Genomic DNA, 19,922 nt, shown 5'->3' with positions numbered 1-19,922 from the left:
GTTAAAGCAACATCGGCGATATATGAGTCGACACAATAATATTGCACGAAAAGTATTGGGATTCTTAAGCCCAAATCAAATGGTTGAAAAGTATTACGAAAATAAGTATAACGAAGCTGCTTGATGTGTCCACTGATTTTATATTTTTATCGTTTGTTGTCAAGGATCGTTTCACTTTCCTCCTTGACAACAAACTCAAAAAATTCGTTTTGGTGGACAAGACATCAAGCACCACTATTATCAGTTCAGGTAACATATGTTTGACAACCCTAGAGTATGAATATAAAAATATTCTGATAACTATTGTATTTATCAACCAAATGGTTTATAATATTATTAGCGTATCCTTGGAGGTGCTGTATGACTACGGCAGAAATGATTAAAGAACTGTGTGAGCAAATGAATATAAGCGTTTCCGAACTCGCTAGACGTATTGGCCAGACTCCACAGAATTTCAATAAGAAATTAAAGCGGGAAACGGTAACCTTGGATGAGTTGAAAGCCATCGCTGATGTGCTGGATGTCAAGTATGAGCAGGCTTTCATTTTATCGGATGGGAATGAGATTAAAATATCTAACGAATAAAGGAGACGGTCTAATATGATGATTGGTCCGGAAAGTTACTATTAAGAGTATTTCAAAGGAAAAACCAAAGCAGAAATAGTAACCGCTATCCGAGGACTTAAGTAAGAAATAGGCCATCTAAAAAAAACAATGGAAAGTCTAGGCTAGGGCGATAATCTAATAAGAATTCCACATGAATTCACTTGCATTTACTAGACTCATGAATACTTGGAAATAAATAAACAAGTCCCAAAATAAGTTATGAAAGGAGTATCTGAATGTCGAAAAAGGATTCCAAGCAAGATATAAGAAAAAAACTCTATAATCCTTCCTCACACATTCATCATCACAAACATGAGGCAGGTTCACAGGTTTCATGTATCAGTGTTGTTCCAATCTTTAATCATCTAGAAGAAGAACAGATGGAAGAAATTATGAAAGTCATGAAGTCAATTTCATATAAAAAGGGTGAAGTGCTTTATCGAGAAGGAGATACATCTAATGTCTTATATGTTGTAAGTAATGGTAAAATTAGAATCTACCGTTTATCTGAGTCTGGAAAAGAGCAATTATTGAGAATTTTAAATCCAGGAGATTTTACAGGAGAATTAGCTCTGTTTCGCGAATCAATCCATGAAGCGTATGCAGAAGCGATGATTGATACCGATGTATGTATGATTAGTAAAAATGACTTGCAAGAATTTTTATTAAAGTACCCTACGATATCTTTGAAGATTTTAGCTGAGTTTTCTAACCGACTGGAAATATCAGAAAAACAAACAACTAGATTTGTCACCGAGAAAGTGGAGGCTAGATTAGCGTTGTTTCTTGCAGAGTGTACAGATGGCGGAGATAGTCCAACAGAAATTGAATTACCAATGAGTAAAAAGGATTTAGCCTCTTATTTAGGAACGACACCAGAAACGATAAGTAGAACGTTGGCTGATTTTGAAGAGGCAGGTTATATAAAGCAAAAAAGAAACAGAAAGATTGAGATTTTAGATTTAGATGGTTTGTTGCTGATATAGCAGATAATCTTAAAATAAAAAATAGAACAGTTGGCATTAATTTAAAAATACCAACTGTTCTATTTTTCTGCGTAAAAAGAACAAATTTGATGTAGATCAAGTTAATATCTTTTAATCCCTTATATAATGTAGTCAACCCAAAGAAAAAAAGAAAGAAGGAAAAAAACATGTCAAAAAAATTAGATTTTAATCAAGTTAAGGAAACACATTTAAAAACATTAGCACAGTATGTACCAGTTGTAGCACGAGTTCATGGCGGCAATCATCCAGAATTTCACCAAGTTCGTGAAGTATATGATAAGCTTGCAAAAAAATTAAAAGATACAGGAAGGGGAAAACCTGACTTAGTAGATGAATTTGTAAAGTTACGTAAAATTACAGACAATTATACAGTTCCAGAGGATGTTTGTGAAAGCTATGAAGCAGTATATAACCTGTTGGCAGAATTAGATAAAGCATACGAATCATAAAAGAAACAAGTGATACAATTAATAAAAATCATAATAGGAAGGAGTATGAATATACAAAAATTAATTTTAGGAAGAAAGAATCATATTACAATAGTAAGTGCAATTTTAATAATAATTGCATATGTTAGTAAATTAGGATTTCAAAACGAACCTATAGCCATATGGTCACTAATAATTGCCTCTGTTTTAGGAGTTATACCGATTGCCATCCAAGCGTATCAAGCACTCAGAGTTAAAGTAGTCAGTATTGATGTGTTAGTGACCATTGCAGTCATTGGCGCGTTTCTAATTAGAAATTATGAGGAGTCAGCAATTGTTACCTTTTTATTTCTATTTGGAGCTTATCTAGAACAAAGAACACTGAATAAAACACGTTCTGCAATAAAAGAATTAACTGAAATGGCGCCTGAAGTTGCTCTAAAGCAACTGAAAAATGGTGAGTTTGAAGAAGTAGAAATAGATGAAGTTGATGTAGGAGATATTTTGCTTGTTAAAACGGGTGCAAAAATCCCAGTTGACGGTACAGTGTTAACAGGAGAAGGGCATATTAATGAAGCAAGTATTACAGGAGAAGCGGTTCCTGTAAGTAAAAAGAAAGATTCGGGGGTATATGCCGGAACAATTTTAGAAAATGGAACTATTCAAATCACTGCTGATCGTGTAGGTGAGGATACTACTTTTGGTAAAATCATTGAGTTGGTTGAAGAAGCACAGGATTCAAAATCAGAAGCAGAACGTTTCATTGATAGATTTTCTAAATACTACACACCAGCTGTTTTAGTTATCTCTTTTATTGTATGGATATTTTCAAGGGATATTGAACTTGCAATTACAATATTAGTTTTAGGATGTCCAGGAGCATTGGTAATCGGTGTACCAGTTTCAAACGTCGCGGGGATTGGCAATGGAGCACGTCATGGAGTCCTTCTAAAAGGTAGCGAGGTTATTAGTGACTTTAGCAGACTAGATACCATGGTATTTGACAAAACAGGTACATTAACAATAGGAAATCCCAAAGTAGCTGATAAAGAAATTTATGCAGATAATGTATATGAAGTATTAGGGTATCTAGCAAGTGTTGAAAAGGAATCAGATCATCCATTAGCAAAAGCAGTTGTAGAGTATATTGGAGATATAAAATTATATACAATTGAAAAAACAGATGTTGTAAAAGGTGGAGGAATTGTAGCTCATGTAGAAGGTCATAAAGTTGCAGTCGGTAATGTGGCACTAATGGAGCAAGAAAATATTCTTTTAAGTGAAAAAGCTCGTGCAGATATTGCCAGATTTGAGAAAAATGGAAATTCACTTGTTTTAACATCAGTTGATGGTGAATTAAAAGCATTGATGGGTATTCGTGATCAAATTCGCCCGGGTGTAAAAGATGATCTTAAAAAGTTGAAAAAACTTGGTGTTAAAAATCTAGTCGTTCTTTCTGGTGATAACCAAGGAACAGTTGATTTAGTAGCACGTGAACTAGGTCTTACAGAGGCCCACGGGCATATGTTGCCGGAAGATAAATCAGCATATATTAAAGTACTGCAAGAAAGAGGTCAAATTGTTGCATTTGTTGGGGACGGAGTAAATGATAGTCCTTCACTAGCTTTAGCACAAATTGGAATTGCTATGGGAAATGGAACAGATGTAGCAATTGAAACTTCAGATGTTGTTTTAATGAATTCAGATTTCAGCCGCTTGCCACATGCATTAGGTTTAACAAAAGCAACCGCTAATAACATGCTTCAAAATATTATTATTGCAGTAGGGGTTGTATTAGTCCTTCTTGCCAGCGTATTCTTTAGTGAATGGATGAACATGTCAATCGGAATGTTAGTACACGAAGCAAGCATATTAGTGGTCATTTTAAATGGCATGAGGTTGCTACGCTACAAACTATGAAAATAAACAACAAATTAAGCTGTTGATGCAAATCAATTTAATGATGATAATAATCGAGTATAATAAAATCGATACAAACTAAAGGAGAGAAGAAAATGCAAAAAGCAACGATTCAATTAGAAACATTAACATGTCCGTCTTGTATGAAAAAAATAGAGAATGGTGTGAAATCTTTGGACGGGGTAAATAAAGAGAGTTTAAAAGTACTATTTAATTCAAGCAAGGTGAGGGTGGAATTTGACGATGAAAAAGTATCTATAAAAGACATTGAACATGTTATCGACAAATTAGGTTATGAAGTATTAAAATCCCAGGTCAAAAATATTTAAGTAGCGAACCAATTAAGTTTGTATGGGAGATAGTGTTTGGGAAGCATTTTTTCCTAAGAACTGTATTAGAGGAGCTATGTAATAAATCCATACTTTGACTGATATGTTCTCACATACGAAAGCCCTCTGTGGATATGTTTCCACAGAGGGAATTTTCGATAAAAGCATTTGAGCCAATATTTCTTGACAGCTATGAATTCACCTCAAAACATGTTGAGTATGTGGTATTGCTGTCAAGGGTTGAGAAATAAGCATGTAATAAGATATAAGTAATAGAAAAAATATAATAAATGGTATAAAATAATACAAAATTACGAGTAGGAATTGGATATGATAAGACATTTTCAAATAGAAGATATTAACTAGGTCATGAAAATCTGACTTGATAGCAATATTGCTGAACATAATTTTATAAAGCAAGAATATTGGATTTCTAATGCACCAGACGTTAAAGAACAACTTTTGCAAGCTGAAATTTATGTATATGAACAAGAAAGTAAGATTTCTGGTTTTGTTGGGATGCAAGACAATTACCTTGCAGGTATTTTTGTGGATAAGAATATTCGTTCTAACGGAATTGGAAAGCAGGTACTAGAGTATATAAAAGATATTCGTCAGGAATTTACTCTAAGGGTATACAAAGAGAATAAGGGTGCAGTTGACTTTTATGAGCGAGAATCTTAGAGTACAAATTATAAAAAATGCTGAAGAGAGTATATAAACAATAGAATAACTGATATTATGGTGAATTACAGTTCTACATGTCAGGTTTTAAATTTCAAGAGATTTCAGATTTTGCTCTGAGGTCTTTTTTGTGTCTTGAGGGGATATAGTGGCTTAAATTTTTATTGTAGCGAGGACTTGTAATGATTAGTGTTAGATTCTTGTTTTATAAGGTCAATGTTGGTTACGGGTATTTACTTGTATGCCCTGTCAAATATGAAAAAGGGCGTATATTTAAAAATAGTAAATTAACAAACTAAAGAACTGTTAGATTATTGATGTTTATCAAAAGGAGTTCCTGAAAAAATTATAACATAGAGACTACGTTTGTGCTATAATGTAGTTGTCAATATAGTACGAAAGTAGGTTATAGTATGAATAAAGCAGAAAAAGTACTTAATTTCGCTAACCAAAACAATGGAATAATTACCACTCGTCAAGTAACGGAACTTGGTGTTGGTCGATGGGTTCTCCAAACTTTGGAAAAGTTAGAAAAAATCTATCCTGTTCAACGAGGAGTTTATGTGACCGAAAACGGCTATGCAGATGATTTCTTTCTATTACAAGAACGTTATCCAAAGGGAATTTACTCTCATGAAACAGCGCTCTACTTACTTGGATTTTCTGATCGAGCACCAATCCAGATTAATATGACCTTCGAACAAGGGACGTCAACATCTCGTATGAAGGCTGATAATGTCCTTCCAGTCACAATTAGTAAGAAAGAGTGGTTTGAAGTCGGTGTGACATCTGTAAGAAGACCTGGTGGAACAGAAGTAAAAGTTTATGAAATTGAACGTGTGCTGGTTGACTTAATGAAACCTAAATATGATGCTGATTTAGAACAAGTTATTCCGGCTTATAAAAGGTATGCAGCCAGTAAGAAGAAGGATGTAAACAAACTATTCAGGTATGCTCGAATATTTGGTGTAGAAAAAAAAGTAAGAAATTATATGGGAGTGTTATTGTGATTTTCAAAAATTCCATGAGTTTTAAAGCTAAGATTAAGCAAATCTCTAAGCTAAAGGGGATAACCACACAGCAGGTTCAACAGAACTATTTGATTGAAGCTTTCCTGTCAAAACTAGCGAAATCTGAATATAAGCAGAATTTCATCGTCAAAGGTGGCTATTTGATTGGTGGTATTGTTGGGTTAAACTTGCGTGCCACGATGGATTTAGATACTACCATCAAAGGATTTACGCTTACACATGGAAAATTGCTTGAAATTGCAAATGAAATTGTAAAGATCCCGACCGAGGAATCATTCGAGTTTTCAGTTGAAGGTGTCGAAGATATTCGTGAGATGGATGACTATCCCGGACTGAAACTAAAGTTATTTGCTTCTTTTGAGAGGATACAAGAAGTGGTTGCAATCGACGTAACGATGGGAGATGTTATTACACCTAAAGAGGTGGATTTCAATTTCAGGAAGATTTTCGATGATGAAATAATAGAATTATTAACCTATCCTATTGAAACCATCTTGGCTGAAAAGATTGAGACGATTCTTTCTCGTGGCATTGGTACGACTCGACCTCGTGATTTTTATGATGTGTACATCTTGTCCAAGCTAGATAGTGAACGAATTGATTTCGCTGTTTTGAAACAGGCTCTTAGTAACACTATGAAGAAACGTCAGTCTGAATTTCAAATGTCAGATTATAAGTTGGTTTTACAGGAAATTCGTGAAAATGAATTCCAACAAAGTTTATGGAAGAAATATCAAAAGCAATATTCATATGCAAATAATACAACTTTTGATGAGGTGATTGATGCGGTTGAGGTTTTAATGAAGAAAGCTCGATGATATAGTTTTCGGTTCGTTTACAACCCCCACCTAGTTGAACTATTTCCTAACAGAGAGAAAAACGTCGGAATCCTCTAGGCATTCAGCTTTGTGGCTGCACATGTGGAGACAGTTGCGTTACTGGCAATAAAGTAGTGAAAAACCCTTTATCACATGTTAAATTCAAGAGATTTCAGATTTTGTTCTGAGGTCTTTTTTGTCGTAGAGGGATAAGTGGCTATTACAATTATCAACCAAATGATTTATAATATTTATAACGTATACTTGTAGGTGCTGTATGGCTACGGCTGAAATGATTAAAGAACTGTGTGAGCAAATGAATATAAGCGTTTCAGAACTAGCCAGACGTATTGGCCAGACTTCGCAGAATTTCAATAAGAAGTTAAAACGTAAAACGGTAGCCTTGAATGAGTTGAAAGCTATTGCTGATGTGTTAGGTGTCAAGTTTGAGCAGGCATGTATATTGCCTGATGGGAATGAAATAAAGACGTGTAATGAAATCGGAGAACGATTCAAACAGGAATTTGTAGAGGGAAAGGTGAATGTGCGAAAATATCGCTCTTCAGATTGCGTAGAACTAGCAGAGCTATTTTATAATACTATCCACACAGTTAATGCCAAAGATTACACAACAGAACAATTGGCTGTATGGGCAACAGGAAAGCTTGACTTAGAAAAATGTAATCAGTCATTTCTAGAGAATTATAGTGTCGTTGCACTCGATAACAAACGAATCATTGGATTTGGAGATATAGATCGGACAGGATATCTTGATAGGTTGTTTGTTCATAAGGATTATCAAGGAAGAAGAGTTGCTACTGCTCTTTGTGATTGTTTAGAAAAAACAGTGCAAAATAAAGTCATTACCCACGCTTCTATCACCACAATACCTTTCTTTGAGAAAAGAGGCTATGAAGTTATGAAAGAGCAAGAAGTTGAGAAACAAGGTGTTGTACTTAAAAACTTTGGAAACGCTCTGACGTTACCTCTTTGTCTAAATAATTTGAGAGATATCTTGTTCAATTAATACTCTCGTCTGAAGGTGACAAACGTTCTAAATCCAAATGCAACTCTTTGATGATAGTTTTTACAATAAAACCGTTGCTTATATGGATGCTTTTCCTTTGTACTCATGACTGCCCATGAGCATGTCGACCATATCAATATTTATCGCAAGTGATTCTATCATACTATAGTCAAACGATTTCATTTCTCTACAACCTCGTAATGCTTTTCTACCCAATCATAGCAATTTGGGGCAAAAAAAAACGAATTGGGGTAGGAAAGATATAACTCAAGGGTGGTGTTAATGTTGTTTTAGATATTTTGTTGATTAATAATCTCAATAGATGGCGATGATAATCTTGGGGGTAAGGGTGCTATTAACAAAACTATATAAGGTAAGTGAATAAAGCATTCCGGTGATTTTAATTTTGGTTCGTAACCAGAAGTAGAGTCACTTTTTTATTTTGGAGTATACTGTTTACAAGCACGAAGAAATCTAAAATTAAGGGAAATAAAGAATATAAATTGAAATATAGAGTTTTAAATTCATTATGTGATAAAATGTTAGTAAAGTCATTGTGAAGGAGCGAACAGATGGATAAAACAGAGTTGTTAAAGTTTGGGGAAGATAATCTTGACCACCCAAAACTAAATGCAAAACAAAAACAAGCAGTTGAGACTGTTGTGGGACCAGTCATGGTAGTAGCTGGACCAGGTACTGGCAAGACACAAATCCTTTCTCATCGTGTTGCAAATATTTTAGAAAACTATGATGTTAATCCAGAAGATATTGTTTGCTTAACCTTTACTGACGCGGGGGCTTCGGAGATGTTAAACCGCGTTGAAAAACTCATAGGCGAGGTGGGACGAAATGTCCGAATATCCACAATTCACTCATTTTGTAGCGAACTAATTTTATCCAATTCAGACAGGTTTGGAAATCAACCAAAGGTTATTTCTACCGCCGCTAGATATGAAATACTTAAAGAGGTTATGGACAAACATATTCTAGAAGGGAACCCTCTTTTTAAAAATTCAGGCGACCGTTATTCATCAAAGAATCAACTGTTAGATTTATATTATAGAATGAAGCGCCAAAATTTTGATAGTGAAGATATTCAATCTGAAATTAAGGAGTATTTAAAAGCTATTGAACTATCAACTCCTAGTGATGAACTGTATACCAAATTTAAGTATAAGAAAAAATACAAAGATAAACAACCTGGCGACCTAAAACCGTCTTTCCAAAAAGAAAAAGTAAAATTTGATAAGCTTTTAGCAGCTATACCAGTTGTTGAAAAATACAAAGAAAAAATTAGTGAGAAGAACTATTTTGATTTTGATGATATGGTTCTTTGGACAATTGAGAAGCTTGAGGCACAAGAAGACTTTCAACAAGAGGTATCAAATGGGATAAAATATCTTTTTGTGGATGAGTTTCAAGATACATCTATCGTTCAAAATAAATTGATTGATTTATTGGTCAAAGGCAAGTCTAATCCAAATATTTTTGTTGTAGGTGATGATGATCAAACAATCTATCGTTTTCAAGGAGTTAGCTCTAACAATATCTCAGATTTCGAGAGAAAATTTAATCCAGTCAAAATTGTCCTTGAAGAAAACTATCGCTCCTCACAATCCATTATCGATGCAGCGAAACAATTGATCAGCCATAATCCCAGGGAAGAAAAACAACTAGTAGCATCTGGAGCTAATAAAGACTATCCAAATCACCAACCTACTCTTACGGTCTATGAGTCTGACGAAGCAGAAATGATTGGCACGCTGAACCAAATCCGCGGACTAATTTCAAAGGGCGTTTTACAAAGTAAGATTGGCGTTATATACGGGCGTAACGCTTATGGGGAACAATTGGCTAAGTTGTTGAGAGACAATGGTATTTTTGTTCAAATCAAAGAAAAGAATGATTTATTTTCAGATTCTTTCTTCAAAAAAATCATAGGGATTCTAAAATACATCAGTCTGCCACATCGCAAGGTTAGTGAGTTGAGGGAAATTCTCTATTATGATCTCTTTCCCGTATCGAATGATGATATTGCCTCTATTCGGAATGTGAAAGATGACGATAAAATAGTATTGAAAAATATTCAGGAGATTGATAAAAAGCTTGAGGCTTTTCGCAAAAAGCTATCTATATCAACGAAGTATCTTTCCCCTATGTTCATTCTTAGTGAGGTCATAAAAGTGTTTGATATTGACCAATATATGATGGTTTCTAAGGAAAAGTATCATTTAATTTCCGTTACAAGAGAAACATATAACCTAATGCTTGAAGAAACGTTACTTTATTCGCAGTTGACATTGAAAGAATTTTTGAAATGTTTATCAGGCTTACAAAATATGAGAGTTTCTTTGCCTATTGAAGAGATTTCAGCTTCTCCAGAGAATTGTGTGCAACTGATGACTGCGCATGGGGCTAAGGGTTTAGAATTTGATTATGTATTTATGGTGAAATGCAATGATGGCAAGAAGAACGTGAGTTGGCCAGGAGCTGAGAATCATGGAGGAAGTTTTTCTTATCCTCCAACATTAACTGGAAAAGAAGACAATGAAGGTCAATTGAAGAAAGAGGAAAATCGGCGTTTATTCTATGTAGCAATGACACGTGCCAGAAAAGAATTGTATCTATCTTATTCTGATGAAAATCCTGTAACGAATTATATTAATGAATTTGAAGATTATATTGTAAAAGTTGATAAAATGGGAAGTAAATTCGTTAGCAAAACTCCCACCAAAGTTGTCGTTCCAAGTTTGTCATCTGACATATTAAATGATATTCTCTCACCGTTTAGTCTTAGTGTGAGTACATTAAATAGTTTCTTAAAGTGTCCATTGAGTTTCTATTTCAATAAATGCTTAAAATTACCAGTTGAAAGTCATGAGGCGTTGATTTTTGGGAGTATTATTCATGAAACGTTAGAAGCAATTTATTTGCCAGAAGATGGCAAGAAAGATGACTTAGCGCCAAAATCAGTCCTTTCTAAAGAAGAGCTTCTCAAACGTTTCGACAGTATTTATGAAAAGAATTCTTGGAAATTATCCTCTGAAAGAGCTAAGAGAGACGATTATATGCGTGGAATAAATATTATCGAGAACCTCTATCGCCAACCTGACTACATTAAACCGGGAATCATCGCTGTTGAAAAATCTGTAAGTAGCATTGAACTAGGGAAAATTCAGAATACAACTGTCGATTTGTCTGAAGTAGCTGATTTTGAAATTAACGGAAAAATCGACAAAATTGAGATGGAAGACAACATTATACGTCTTATTGACTATAAGACCGGTAGTGCTGAGAAAGCTAGTAAAAAATTAAATGGTCCAACCGAAGATGATAAATTAGGCGGAGATTATTGGCGACAAGCGGTATTTTATTATATCCTGTTGACCAATTGCAGCTTGGACTTGACGGAAAAGAAAGTTCTAGTTAAATATATTTTTGTTGAGGACCCCAAGAATGAGAAAGGTTTTTCGGAAACAAGAGATATTGAAATAACACAAGATGATGTTGATAGTGTTCTAGAACAAATTAAAGAAGCACTGATACAACTTAAATCTGGAGAATTCACTTGTGGGTGCGGACTAATCAGTGGAAGTGAAAGTAAGGGAAGTTATCCCTGTGACTATTGTGTCCAAGCTTCTATTAATAGTATACCATCTTTTGATAATACGAAAGCAGTCGAGGTGGCAACCTACAAACAAACTTGGAATAACTTTAAAAGCCTTAGTGTTAGCAAACTGAATCGCTATATAAAATGTTCGAAGAGTTTGTATTTTGACGATGTACTGCAATTAACAACTGTAGGAGCTTTGACGGCCGGTAAGAATAAACATACTTTCAAAGAAAAAACTAACCACGCTCCTACTGGATCAGTATTTGGTACAGTGATGCACCATACAATGGAAAGGATTTATAAAGATAATCTTGATTTTGAGGGTGGTTTGAAAATCTTTGATGAGTCGTTAAAGATGCATGAGTCAGAAATCATAGACACTATGCCAGTAGAGGAGTTGGAGAAATACGGCTATCGTTTATTGAAGAATCTTTTTGATGACTATATACCTAGTAGCATTAAAGGGCCGAATGTCTCTCTGGAAAAGGAACTTTATGCTATGTTAGAAGGAACATATCCAATTAACGGTATCATTGATAAATTAGAGTTTGATGGAGATGTCATACGAGTAGTGGATTATAAGACCGGGTCTACTAAGCGTGGTGCTGAATCACTCGAAGTTGGACAAGATTACTGGCGCCAAGCTGTATTCTATAATCTCTTATTGTCACTATCATCAGAGGTTGATATAACAAATAAAAAAATTGAAACCCAGTATATTTTTCTAGATGACTTTACCTCTAAGCAAGGTTATTCTATCCACACTATTTCTGTAACTGAAGCAGATATTCAAACTGTCGTATCCCAAATTCGTGAGTTTTATCAACAAATGACTATAGCTGATTTCACTCAAGGCTGTCGTAAAGAAGACTGTGATTTCTGCCGACTAGGGAAGTTTGTTGATTTTGATGGTCTTAAAAATAAAGTCGCATACAAATCGTGGCTATAATGTAATAAGAGCCTGTAAAACTAAAGATAATTTAAAGGCTGAAATAAAAGTAGTATAAGGCAGTGAGTTAAATTTAACTATAGATTCATTGATTTCTACAAATAATATCTCAGCACCGGGGATTCGCTAAACATTAAATATATATATATATTTAATGGTTGTAGGTTGGGAGTTTGCGACAAAGCTATTATCTTTTAATGAAATGAAGTGTGTTTTAGGAACACTTCACCCATATGTTGCAGTGGAAAAGGGAAATGAATCAGCGAGGAAACATTGCTTTATAAACTTGCTGAAATTATTGATAAAGCAGACAAGAATTGTGTTTTTACTTCAAATAATAGGCATGTATTCTAGCAAAAATCTACCACTTCGTAATGCTTTTCTGCCCCAAACATACCTATTTGGGGTAGAAAGGATAAGCCTAGCAGAGTGGGATTAAATACTTAATAGAATAATGAATACTTATGGAATATTATACAACCATATATTTAATTCTATAGAAATTTAAGTGTGTAGGCTCTAGTTCTCTAGGCCTCAAGCTTATTGCTGTATTCCTAGATTTCATTTTAAAGGATTTGAATAGCCTTATGTATACTTGGATAATGAATCGAATTATTGTTGAAAACTTAGAAATAGTTGAATATGGTCACTTGGGCAATAACATCTAAGACTCTAGAAGTTCTTCCCCACACAAATGTAAAATACTCTTTACAATTAGAAGGTTGTATATTATACTTCATGTAAAGAGTGGTTTACATTTTAGGAGGAGTTTAATGATGAGAAAAATGGATGAAATGGAAATGACGATCTCCTTAAATGCTATTAAACTAGCATGGGTTTACACTGTTGTTTTTCTATTTATATGGATTGCGTATGATTTTATAATAAAAGGGAGTTTTAATGAGAACCCTGCATTTATACTACTCATTACACAAAATATAATTTATATTGGGTGTCAATTATATCTGAAACGAAAGATGAGTAAGAATGAAAAATAATATAAAAAAATTACGTGCAGGTCTGGGATTACGTCAAGAGGACTTAGCCAAAGAATTGAATGTAACGAGACAAACTATCATTGCAGTGGAGAATGATAAATATAATCCTTCACTAGAATTAGCTATGAAACTCGCAAAAGTGTTAAATACTACTGTAGAGGAATTGTTTAAGCTAGATGATTAGACAAACTCAAAATATTATATAACCGAGATCCATCTAATAAAACGTTGAAAGTTAGTATAAAAAGATAAGCATAAAAACTTCATGCAGAAACTGAGTTCGAAGATAAGTCTAAGGAGCAGGATTAAAACGATAAAGATGTAATAGTGATGATCCTAAAAAACGGAATTTGTGATGAGGGTGTATCAAATGAATCAATTCTTTTATAGTAGAAAGTAAGATCTATTTTATAAAAGGTTCGAATTTTGATTTGAAAGTGACGATGAGGATAAGAGAGGGGAGACATAATGAGTATTTATTTCTATGGATGTGTCACAATGGATGGCTATCTGGCAGATAAGAACCACAACATGGATTGGCTTTATCAAACTGGTACGACTGAGGAAACAGATTATGAAGCTTTCTATAAAAAGATGACTATTACGATCATGGGTAAAAAGACATTTGATGAAATAAAGCACTTAGAAAATATAGAGAGTTTTTATCCAACCACTCAAAACTATGTCTTTACTCATGACGAAAGGTTACCAGTTGAGGGTTTTATACCTGTTAGTGGTGATATCATAGACTTTATCAAAGAATTAGACACAAACCAGAATGTCTGGATTATTGGAGGGAATACAGTACTAGCCCCGTTACTAGATAATGATATGGTAGACAATATAACAATACAAATTGCGCCAGTATTGTTGGGGAATGGTGTACCATTATTTTCTCAAAAGGAAACCTTAAAGCGTTTTAACCTGGAGGAAGTTAAGAAATATGGACAATTCGCAGAATTAATCTATAGCAAAATATAACTTGTTACCTTTTCCTATAATAGTAGATGTGACACAAAATAATCGGTAGATATACAATTCAAAAAAAGAAACCTCCCAAAAATCTTTTAATACCAAGGTTTTTGAGGGGTTTCAACTATATAAAGTGTTAAACTCAAGAAAAAATACTCAATACGCTTGACCTTGACGTTACGTAAAGGTGTACGATGGTTTACAAGGAGGTGATCTGATGGAATATACAGTGCAAAAGCTCGGAAGGCTAGCAGGTGTTAGTGGAAGAACCTTGAGATATTATGATGAAATTGGAATTCTTAAGCCGGCAAGAATCAATTCATCAGGCTATCGGTTGTATGGTCAAGCAGAGGTAGATAAATTACAGCAAATCTTGTTTTACAGAGAGCTTGGTATTAGTTTAAGTAGTATCGAGAAACTAATAGCTGCACCTGATTTTGATGGGCTAGTCGCACTCAAAGACCATCGTAAAAACCTCCTTAAAAAAAGAGAACAGCTAGATCTACTGATAGCAAATGTAACTCAAACAATCAACTCAAGGGAGGGAAATATTACTATGTCAGATAAGGAAAAATTTAAAGGGTTCAAGAAAGCCATGGTAGTGAAGAATGAGAAAAAATATGGGAAAGAAATACGCGAAAAATATGGCACTGAGACTGTTGAAAAATCGAATGAGAAGATAATGAATATGACTCAGGAAGAAAATGATGCTGTGACAAAACTCTCAGAACAGTTAACAGAAACATTAGCGAAGGCTTTTCAAACTGGTGATCCAGCGAGTGACCTTGCGCAAAAGGCAGCTGACTTGCATAAACAATGGTTAGCTTTTTATTGGAACGAGTACAGTAAAGAGGCACATGCTGGACTTGCTCAACTGTATGTTGATGATGAAAGATTCACAGTCTACTACGATAAAGAACAACCTGGGACTGCTGCATTTCTACGAGATGCGATCCAGATCTATACAGGAATGAAGAAGTAATAGTTTTACGTCAAATAGTGTTGTTACAGTTAAAATGCTCAAGGAAACGCTCCGGCGTTTCCTTTTTTTCTATTTAGTAAAAATATACACTATTTCAAAAAAACTGTTCATTTGAAAAGCGATCACCTCAGACACATTATAAAATAGAAAACTTGACAACGGTATGGCATATTATAGTAATAAGAACAGTAAGTATAGAGTATAATGAATGAGAGTGTAGTCTTAGTGCAAAATGAATTAGGGTACAATATAACAGAGTGCAAGGTTTTAGAACTTAATAGTGTTGAGGAGTGGTAGTTTGAACCAAAATTTAGAACAGGTCGTTAACACTTTATTAGTGGGAAAGTTCAAAAGCATCAATCATGAATCAAACAATCACCATTACACTGGCTATAGCACTAAATACCAAAAGGATGTCTTTGTCAAAGTATTTAACGAAAAGAACTTGGATAAATTTCATACTGAACTAAACATTTTGAAAGCCGATAAAGAGAGATATGTTGATCATTTGGCATATGAAAACTACCTGTTGCTTATTCTGACCGATTACGAGTTAACAGATGTTGATGTTAAAATGTTAGCAGAGGGAAAGATGTTGAGTGATATTGCAAAATTGATTGCACATTTTCATCAGAAAACGTTAGAAAACGAAATATCAGTAAAGCATGAAGTGAGCCACAGAATACAAGAAACTCTACAAGGGTTACTGGGACGCCAGAATTATGCTGAACTAAGTGCCATATGGGATACAATTGCAGTGTATAGAGGGACTATCGATAGCGAATATAGCCAGTATAGAAAAGCAACTATCCATGGAGATTTTGGACTTAGAAATCTCAAGTATCATGACGGAAAGATGATTTTGATCGATTTTGAAAGAAGCAAAAAGGATATCTATTATTTGGACTTTATTAAGTTTTTCTATACGGATTTACAGTCTAACCCTGAACAAACTCGTTTCTTCTTGAAAGAGTACTATAAGTACGTCGACTATCCTACCATTTCAAAGTTGTTAGAATCCGCATTGGTGTTTTATACGGGTTTGGGTATTTTAAAATATACGATGGTATTTGATGATAAAAAATTTGAACAAACAGGACTTCAAATGATTGAGGATGTCCAACAGTTTTTTGTAGGTAACGAGTAACAGGATAGTTAGCAACTATTTTTTCAGTTATGCTACTGAGACATATGACTAAGGAGGATAAAGATGACTCAATTTGAGATATTAACCAACTATATACCAAAGTTAGAAGGGAATCATTTTGGAAAATGGGTGGTCGATACGGAGAATGATGGTTCTTCTGAACGTCCTATTCATATGCCTTATGTTGATTATTCGGCAATCATCTATAATTTTGTACACGATTTTTACCAGTTTGAAAACGAAAACAACGATTTAAAATTGAATTACTACCAAAATATTCTCAATGAGAACAATATCGACTGGCGTTCTGAGAGTATGATAACGGCTGATGTATCTGATTTAAATGCTCAAGCTATTCTTGCACTAATAATGGGTGTGATCAGGGCAGATCGATTTTCTGAGGGAACGCTACTAGAGTTTTTTCAAAATGGCTGCATGGTAAAATGGCTTATGCAACTACAACTCTTAGACGACATTGGAGACTAATTGAAGCTTGTTTTTAGCATAACAATGAAGTTTTATGAGTGTACACAATTCCAATAAGAATTAACCCCAATGGAGGGATTCGTTTTGAAAATTATCGAATACAGTGAAGGATATGAAAGGCAAATCAAAGACTATCAGTTACAAGATACAACTTACACCGGGCTACCTCAGCATGCTATCGCAATCTCAAAAGGCAATAGCAAGTATCACTCACTTTTGGCTGTCACTAGCGAAGGGACTGTCCCGACTTTCTTTGTATTGGACAGTGGACCAGACAAATTCAGATATACGACGAACTCAGATAGTCTACTTCTCAGAAGTTTCTCGACAGACGATAGATACGGCCGGAAAGGGTATGCTCTAGAAGCCCTAAATCTATTGCCCTCATATGTCAAAAACAATTTTCCAAGTGTGACCGAAATAGTTCTAGGTGTTAATAGAAAGAATATACCAGCACAAAAATTGTACGAAAAAGCAGGATTTGTGAAGCAAGCGCATACCATCGTCGGAAAACTTGGTGAACAGTTCATTTACAACCTAATTATCGCTGAGTAATCTTTTATAATGGAGGATCTAGAGTTGAAAATTAGCAAGGAAACAGTATCAGAGGCATCGTTATTCTATATACTCGACTTTTTTGAACATATGGGCATACCTTATTGGCTAGATGGCGGTTGGGGTGTCGATGTGTTAACAGGCAAGCAAAATCGGGAGCATCGGGACATTGATATTGACTTTGATGCCGAGTATACGGATGAAGTCATCACACAATTGAAAGAAATCGGTTATGTGGTAGTTGTAGACTGGATGCCTTCTAGGATGGAACTCCAACATGAGGAGTATGGGTATTTAGACATCCATCCGATTGACTTTAATCCAGATGGTTCTATCACACAGGCAGATCCTACTGGAGGCAAGTATGTCTTTCAAAAAGAGTGGTTTACGTCCCACGTCTATAAAAATCGTGAGATTCCGTGTATTTCAAAAGAGGCTCAGTTACTTTTTCACGCGGGTTATGACTTAACAGATAAAGATCATTTTGATATCGATAACTTGAATCGTTTATAATTTGAGCCGTTCATTTTCCGCTCATTTTAGTGTTCAAAGCGGTAAAAAAGCAACTATTAATTAAGTGAAATATGTTATTATGATCCTGTAGTTCAATTCATTCAGAAAGGAAGATGTCTTATGAAAAAATCAAATTTATTGATGTATATGGAGGTTTCTACTTTCTGAGGCCTCCGGAATTTTAGGAGGATGAATAATGAAACAAACAGGTCGCGTTGTTTTTCAAGCAAAAGATATGGCAAAAATTTTATTGGCAGATAATACTATAGCGTTAGGAAGAGTTTCTGGAAAATTCCGTAATACGGTTGACAAATTCAGCGATTATCCGATTGTCGGTGATTTAGTCACTGGTGAGAGCTATGACAAGAATCAGTTTTTAATCGAAGAGGTTTTACCGCGCACTAGTTTTTTACAACGCAAAGTTTCTGGGAATCGTCAAGATGAGCAGGGGATTGCTGCAAATATTGACACAGTCTTCATCACAACGAGTGCTAACGAGGACTTTAATATTGCTCGATTAGAGCGATATACGACAATAGTCTGGGATAGTGGAGCTACACCAGTTTTTGTCTTAACCAAGACAGATCTTACCACGGATTCTAAGATAGAAGAATTGTGCGATATTTTAGAAAGTACATTTATTGGGATCCCAGTCATCACGACCAACCAATTGAGCGATCCATGGGAGAAGTTTGGCGCCTATCTTTCTCCAGGAAAGCTGGTTACCTTTATTGGCTCTTCAGGTGTAGGCAAGTCAACATTACTGAATCACTTTTTAGGTGAAGCACATCAAGACACAAAAACAATTCGTGCTCAAGATGCTAGAGGACGGCATACGACAACGAGTCGCGAACTTTTCATGTTAGCCAATGGCTCGATGATCATTGATACTCCCGGTATGAGAGAGATAGGCTTGGCGACTGTCTCATCTAAAGCTGCTGGAGAGCATTACCAACAAATATATGATTTAGCGGACCAGTGTCGTTTTTCAGATTGTAGACATGATAGTGAACCAGGCTGTGCGGTTAAAGCGGCTTTAGCGAGTGGTGAATTAAGCCAGGAGCTATTTAAAAGTTACCGAAAAATGGAAAAAGAAATTGCCTATTTGAAACGAAAAGAAGCAAATAAACGATAACATAAAACCCCCTCTAGTTCCTTGTTTTGAAAGGATTCTAGAGGGGTTCTGTTTTTTAACATGTGTGACATCTTGCTCCATAAAAGTATCATGATTGCCATGTTATAAGATTAGCAGCTTTTTGATCAATTAGCCGGGTGCGCAGCAGTTTATCGGGTGATTCAGATGAGTTGAAGCGTATCTATCACGTGTTACCGATGACCAGTCACGCCTAATCATGACTAGTCACATTTCCATTAAAAATTATACTAATTAAAATTATGTTAAACTATAAGATAGTCCGTGAAAAGTAAGATAATTGGTGAATAATAGAAATGAAACATGTTATGAAAAATGTTATAAAATATTTCATAAAAGGGGTAATTAATGATGGATAGATACTACACTATCAATGCACTGGGGTATGTGATGGGGGCTTCAAGTTTACTTGGAATTATTCAGTATTCTGACTTACCGCTAATTGTCTGGATTCTAATTGGTGTAGTTGGCGTAGGGGCAATGGTGGTTAGCAATAGCAAGTATAGTGATCAAAAACATCTACTAGTCGATAGTATAAATTTCTTGGTCACCGCATTAGTCATCTATTTATTACCAAATTCTTGGGGATTTTATTTGAATGTCATAACAGCAATTTTAGTCATAGTGCTATTTGCAGTCAAAAGATGGTATTTAGGCCGATTGCGTTAACACCTATAAAAGCATACAGATAAACACAAAGAAAA

20 protein-coding genes and 1 pseudogene are annotated in these 19,922 nt (G+C 34.9%); all 21 read left to right on the top strand.

The features are described 5' to 3' along the window. Positions 1-360 precede the first annotated feature (360 nt). The 21 genes and pseudogenes from H541_RS0103645 to H541_RS0103545 all read left to right on the top strand — a co-directional run bounded on the left by H541_RS0103645 (position 361) and on the right by H541_RS0103545 (position 19,887). Complete coding sequence (locus tag H541_RS0103645) at positions 361-585, top strand: helix-turn-helix domain-containing protein (RefSeq protein WP_022795989.1); 225 nt, start codon at positions 361-363, stop codon at positions 583-585. Between the two features lie 257 nt (positions 586-842). Beyond that, a complete protein-coding gene (locus tag H541_RS0103640) occupies positions 843-1,592 on the top strand; it encodes a Crp/Fnr family transcriptional regulator (protein WP_022795988.1) in 750 nt (249 codons plus the stop codon). Between the two features lie 167 nt (positions 1,593-1,759). After that, positions 1,760-2,062: a hypothetical protein gene (locus H541_RS0103635; RefSeq protein WP_012658664.1), complete on the top strand. Its 303-nt coding sequence runs from the start codon at positions 1,760-1,762 to the stop codon at positions 2,060-2,062. A gap of 51 nt (positions 2,063-2,113) precedes the next feature. After that, positions 2,114-3,961 carry a heavy metal translocating P-type ATPase gene (locus H541_RS0103630; RefSeq protein WP_026501593.1) on the top strand — a complete coding sequence of 616 codons (1,848 nt, stop codon included), beginning with the start codon at positions 2,114-2,116 and terminating at the stop codon, positions 3,959-3,961. 95 nt (positions 3,962-4,056) lie between these two features. Further along, positions 4,057-4,290, top strand: coding sequence for a heavy-metal-associated domain-containing protein (locus tag H541_RS0103625; protein ID WP_022795986.1), 234 nt, complete (start codon positions 4,057-4,059; stop codon positions 4,288-4,290). A 393-nt stretch (positions 4,291-4,683) separates the two neighbouring features. Beyond that, a complete protein-coding gene (locus H541_RS12750) occupies positions 4,684-4,974 on the top strand; it encodes a GNAT family N-acetyltransferase (protein WP_084684514.1) in 291 nt (96 codons plus the stop codon). Between the two features lie 413 nt (positions 4,975-5,387). Continuing rightward, a complete protein-coding gene (locus tag H541_RS0103615; protein ID WP_022795985.1) occupies positions 5,388-5,984 on the top strand; it encodes a type IV toxin-antitoxin system AbiEi family antitoxin domain-containing protein in 597 nt (198 codons plus the stop codon). Beyond that, positions 5,981-6,823 carry a nucleotidyl transferase AbiEii/AbiGii toxin family protein gene (locus H541_RS0103610; RefSeq protein WP_022795984.1) on the top strand — a complete coding sequence of 281 codons (843 nt, stop codon included), beginning with the start codon at positions 5,981-5,983 and terminating at the stop codon, positions 6,821-6,823. The genes H541_RS0103615 and H541_RS0103610 overlap by 4 nt, the downstream gene beginning before the upstream one ends. A gap of 277 nt (positions 6,824-7,100) precedes the next feature. Next, positions 7,101-7,322, top strand: a pseudogene (locus H541_RS13375) (helix-turn-helix domain-containing protein); the annotation flags it as partial. 39 nt (positions 7,323-7,361) lie between these two features. Beyond that, complete coding sequence (locus H541_RS11465; RefSeq protein ID WP_052168256.1) at positions 7,362-7,850, top strand: GNAT family N-acetyltransferase; 489 nt, start codon at positions 7,362-7,364, stop codon at positions 7,848-7,850. Positions 7,851-8,422: 572 nt separating this feature from the next. Continuing rightward, positions 8,423-12,412, top strand: coding sequence for an ATP-dependent helicase (locus tag H541_RS0103600; protein ID WP_022795982.1), 3,990 nt, complete (start codon positions 8,423-8,425; stop codon positions 12,410-12,412). 773 nt (positions 12,413-13,185) lie between these two features. Continuing rightward, the gene (locus H541_RS0103590; protein ID WP_022795980.1) at positions 13,186-13,410 is read left to right on the top strand and encodes a hypothetical protein; all 225 of its coding nucleotides are present in this window, start codon (positions 13,186-13,188) and stop codon (positions 13,408-13,410) included. Then, complete coding sequence (locus tag H541_RS0103585; RefSeq protein ID WP_022795979.1) at positions 13,400-13,594, top strand: helix-turn-helix transcriptional regulator; 195 nt, start codon at positions 13,400-13,402, stop codon at positions 13,592-13,594. Before H541_RS0103590 ends, H541_RS0103585 begins: the two co-directional genes overlap by 11 nt. A gap of 284 nt (positions 13,595-13,878) precedes the next feature. Continuing rightward, positions 13,879-14,391: a dihydrofolate reductase family protein gene (locus H541_RS0103580; protein WP_022795978.1), complete on the top strand. Its 513-nt coding sequence runs from the start codon at positions 13,879-13,881 to the stop codon at positions 14,389-14,391. A gap of 208 nt (positions 14,392-14,599) precedes the next feature. Continuing rightward, positions 14,600-15,364 (top strand): MerR family transcriptional regulator, encoded by a 765-nt coding sequence (locus H541_RS0103575; RefSeq protein WP_022795977.1) that lies wholly within the window; start codon positions 14,600-14,602, stop codon positions 15,362-15,364. Positions 15,365-15,662: 298 nt separating this feature from the next. Continuing rightward, on the top strand, positions 15,663-16,511 hold the full coding sequence (locus H541_RS12745; RefSeq protein ID WP_022795976.1) for a phosphotransferase: 849 nt from the start codon (positions 15,663-15,665) through the stop codon (positions 16,509-16,511). Positions 16,512-16,574: 63 nt separating this feature from the next. Then, the gene (locus H541_RS0103565; RefSeq protein ID WP_022795975.1) at positions 16,575-16,997 is read left to right on the top strand and encodes a DUF6508 domain-containing protein; all 423 of its coding nucleotides are present in this window, start codon (positions 16,575-16,577) and stop codon (positions 16,995-16,997) included. An 84-nt stretch (positions 16,998-17,081) separates the two neighbouring features. Next, a complete protein-coding gene (locus H541_RS0103560) occupies positions 17,082-17,552 on the top strand; it encodes a GNAT family N-acetyltransferase (protein WP_022795974.1) in 471 nt (156 codons plus the stop codon). Between the two features lie 30 nt (positions 17,553-17,582). Beyond that, positions 17,583-18,065, top strand: a complete 483-nt coding sequence (locus tag H541_RS0103555) for a nucleotidyltransferase domain-containing protein (RefSeq protein ID WP_276202758.1) — start codon at positions 17,583-17,585, stop codon at positions 18,063-18,065. Positions 18,066-18,261: 196 nt separating this feature from the next. Then, a complete protein-coding gene (rsgA, locus tag H541_RS0103550; RefSeq protein WP_022795972.1) occupies positions 18,262-19,200 on the top strand; it encodes a ribosome small subunit-dependent GTPase A in 939 nt (312 codons plus the stop codon). Between the two features lie 369 nt (positions 19,201-19,569). Beyond that, positions 19,570-19,887: a hypothetical protein gene (locus H541_RS0103545; RefSeq protein ID WP_022795971.1), complete on the top strand. Its 318-nt coding sequence runs from the start codon at positions 19,570-19,572 to the stop codon at positions 19,885-19,887. Positions 19,888-19,922 lie beyond the last annotated feature (35 nt).

The sequence above is a fragment of the Bavariicoccus seileri WCC 4188 genome (assembly GCF_000421665.1).
GTDB classification, from domain to species: domain Bacteria; phylum Bacillota; class Bacilli; order Lactobacillales; family Aerococcaceae; genus Bavariicoccus; species Bavariicoccus seileri.
This window is presented reverse-complemented; position numbering and strand designations above follow the sequence as displayed.

Bases quoted from the DNA above. Each gene is read 5' to 3' on its own strand.
- H541_RS0103645 (WP_022795989.1), top strand. From the start codon at position 361: ATGACTACGGCAGAAATGATTAAAGAACTGTGTGAGCAAATGAATATA.
- H541_RS0103640 (WP_022795988.1), top strand. From the start codon at position 843: ATGTCGAAAAAGGATTCCAAGCAAGATATAAGAAAAAAACTCTATAAT.
- H541_RS0103635 (WP_012658664.1), top strand. From the start codon at position 1,760: ATGTCAAAAAAATTAGATTTTAATCAAGTTAAGGAAACACATTTAAAA.
- H541_RS0103625 (WP_022795986.1), top strand. From the start codon at position 4,057: ATGCAAAAAGCAACGATTCAATTAGAAACATTAACATGTCCGTCTTGT.
- H541_RS0103615 (WP_022795985.1), top strand. From the start codon at position 5,388: ATGAATAAAGCAGAAAAAGTACTTAATTTCGCTAACCAAAACAATGGA.
- H541_RS0103600 (WP_022795982.1), top strand. From the start codon at position 8,423: ATGGATAAAACAGAGTTGTTAAAGTTTGGGGAAGATAATCTTGACCAC.
- H541_RS0103590 (WP_022795980.1), top strand. From the start codon at position 13,186: ATGATGAGAAAAATGGATGAAATGGAAATGACGATCTCCTTAAATGCT.
- H541_RS0103585 (WP_022795979.1), top strand. From the start codon at position 13,400: ATGAAAAATAATATAAAAAAATTACGTGCAGGTCTGGGATTACGTCAA.
- H541_RS0103580 (WP_022795978.1), top strand. From the start codon at position 13,879: ATGAGTATTTATTTCTATGGATGTGTCACAATGGATGGCTATCTGGCA.
- H541_RS0103575 (WP_022795977.1), top strand. From the start codon at position 14,600: ATGGAATATACAGTGCAAAAGCTCGGAAGGCTAGCAGGTGTTAGTGGA.
- H541_RS0103565 (WP_022795975.1), top strand. From the start codon at position 16,575: ATGACTCAATTTGAGATATTAACCAACTATATACCAAAGTTAGAAGGG.
- rsgA (WP_022795972.1), top strand. From the start codon at position 18,262: ATGAAACAAACAGGTCGCGTTGTTTTTCAAGCAAAAGATATGGCAAAA.
- H541_RS0103545 (WP_022795971.1), top strand. From the start codon at position 19,570: ATGGATAGATACTACACTATCAATGCACTGGGGTATGTGATGGGGGCT.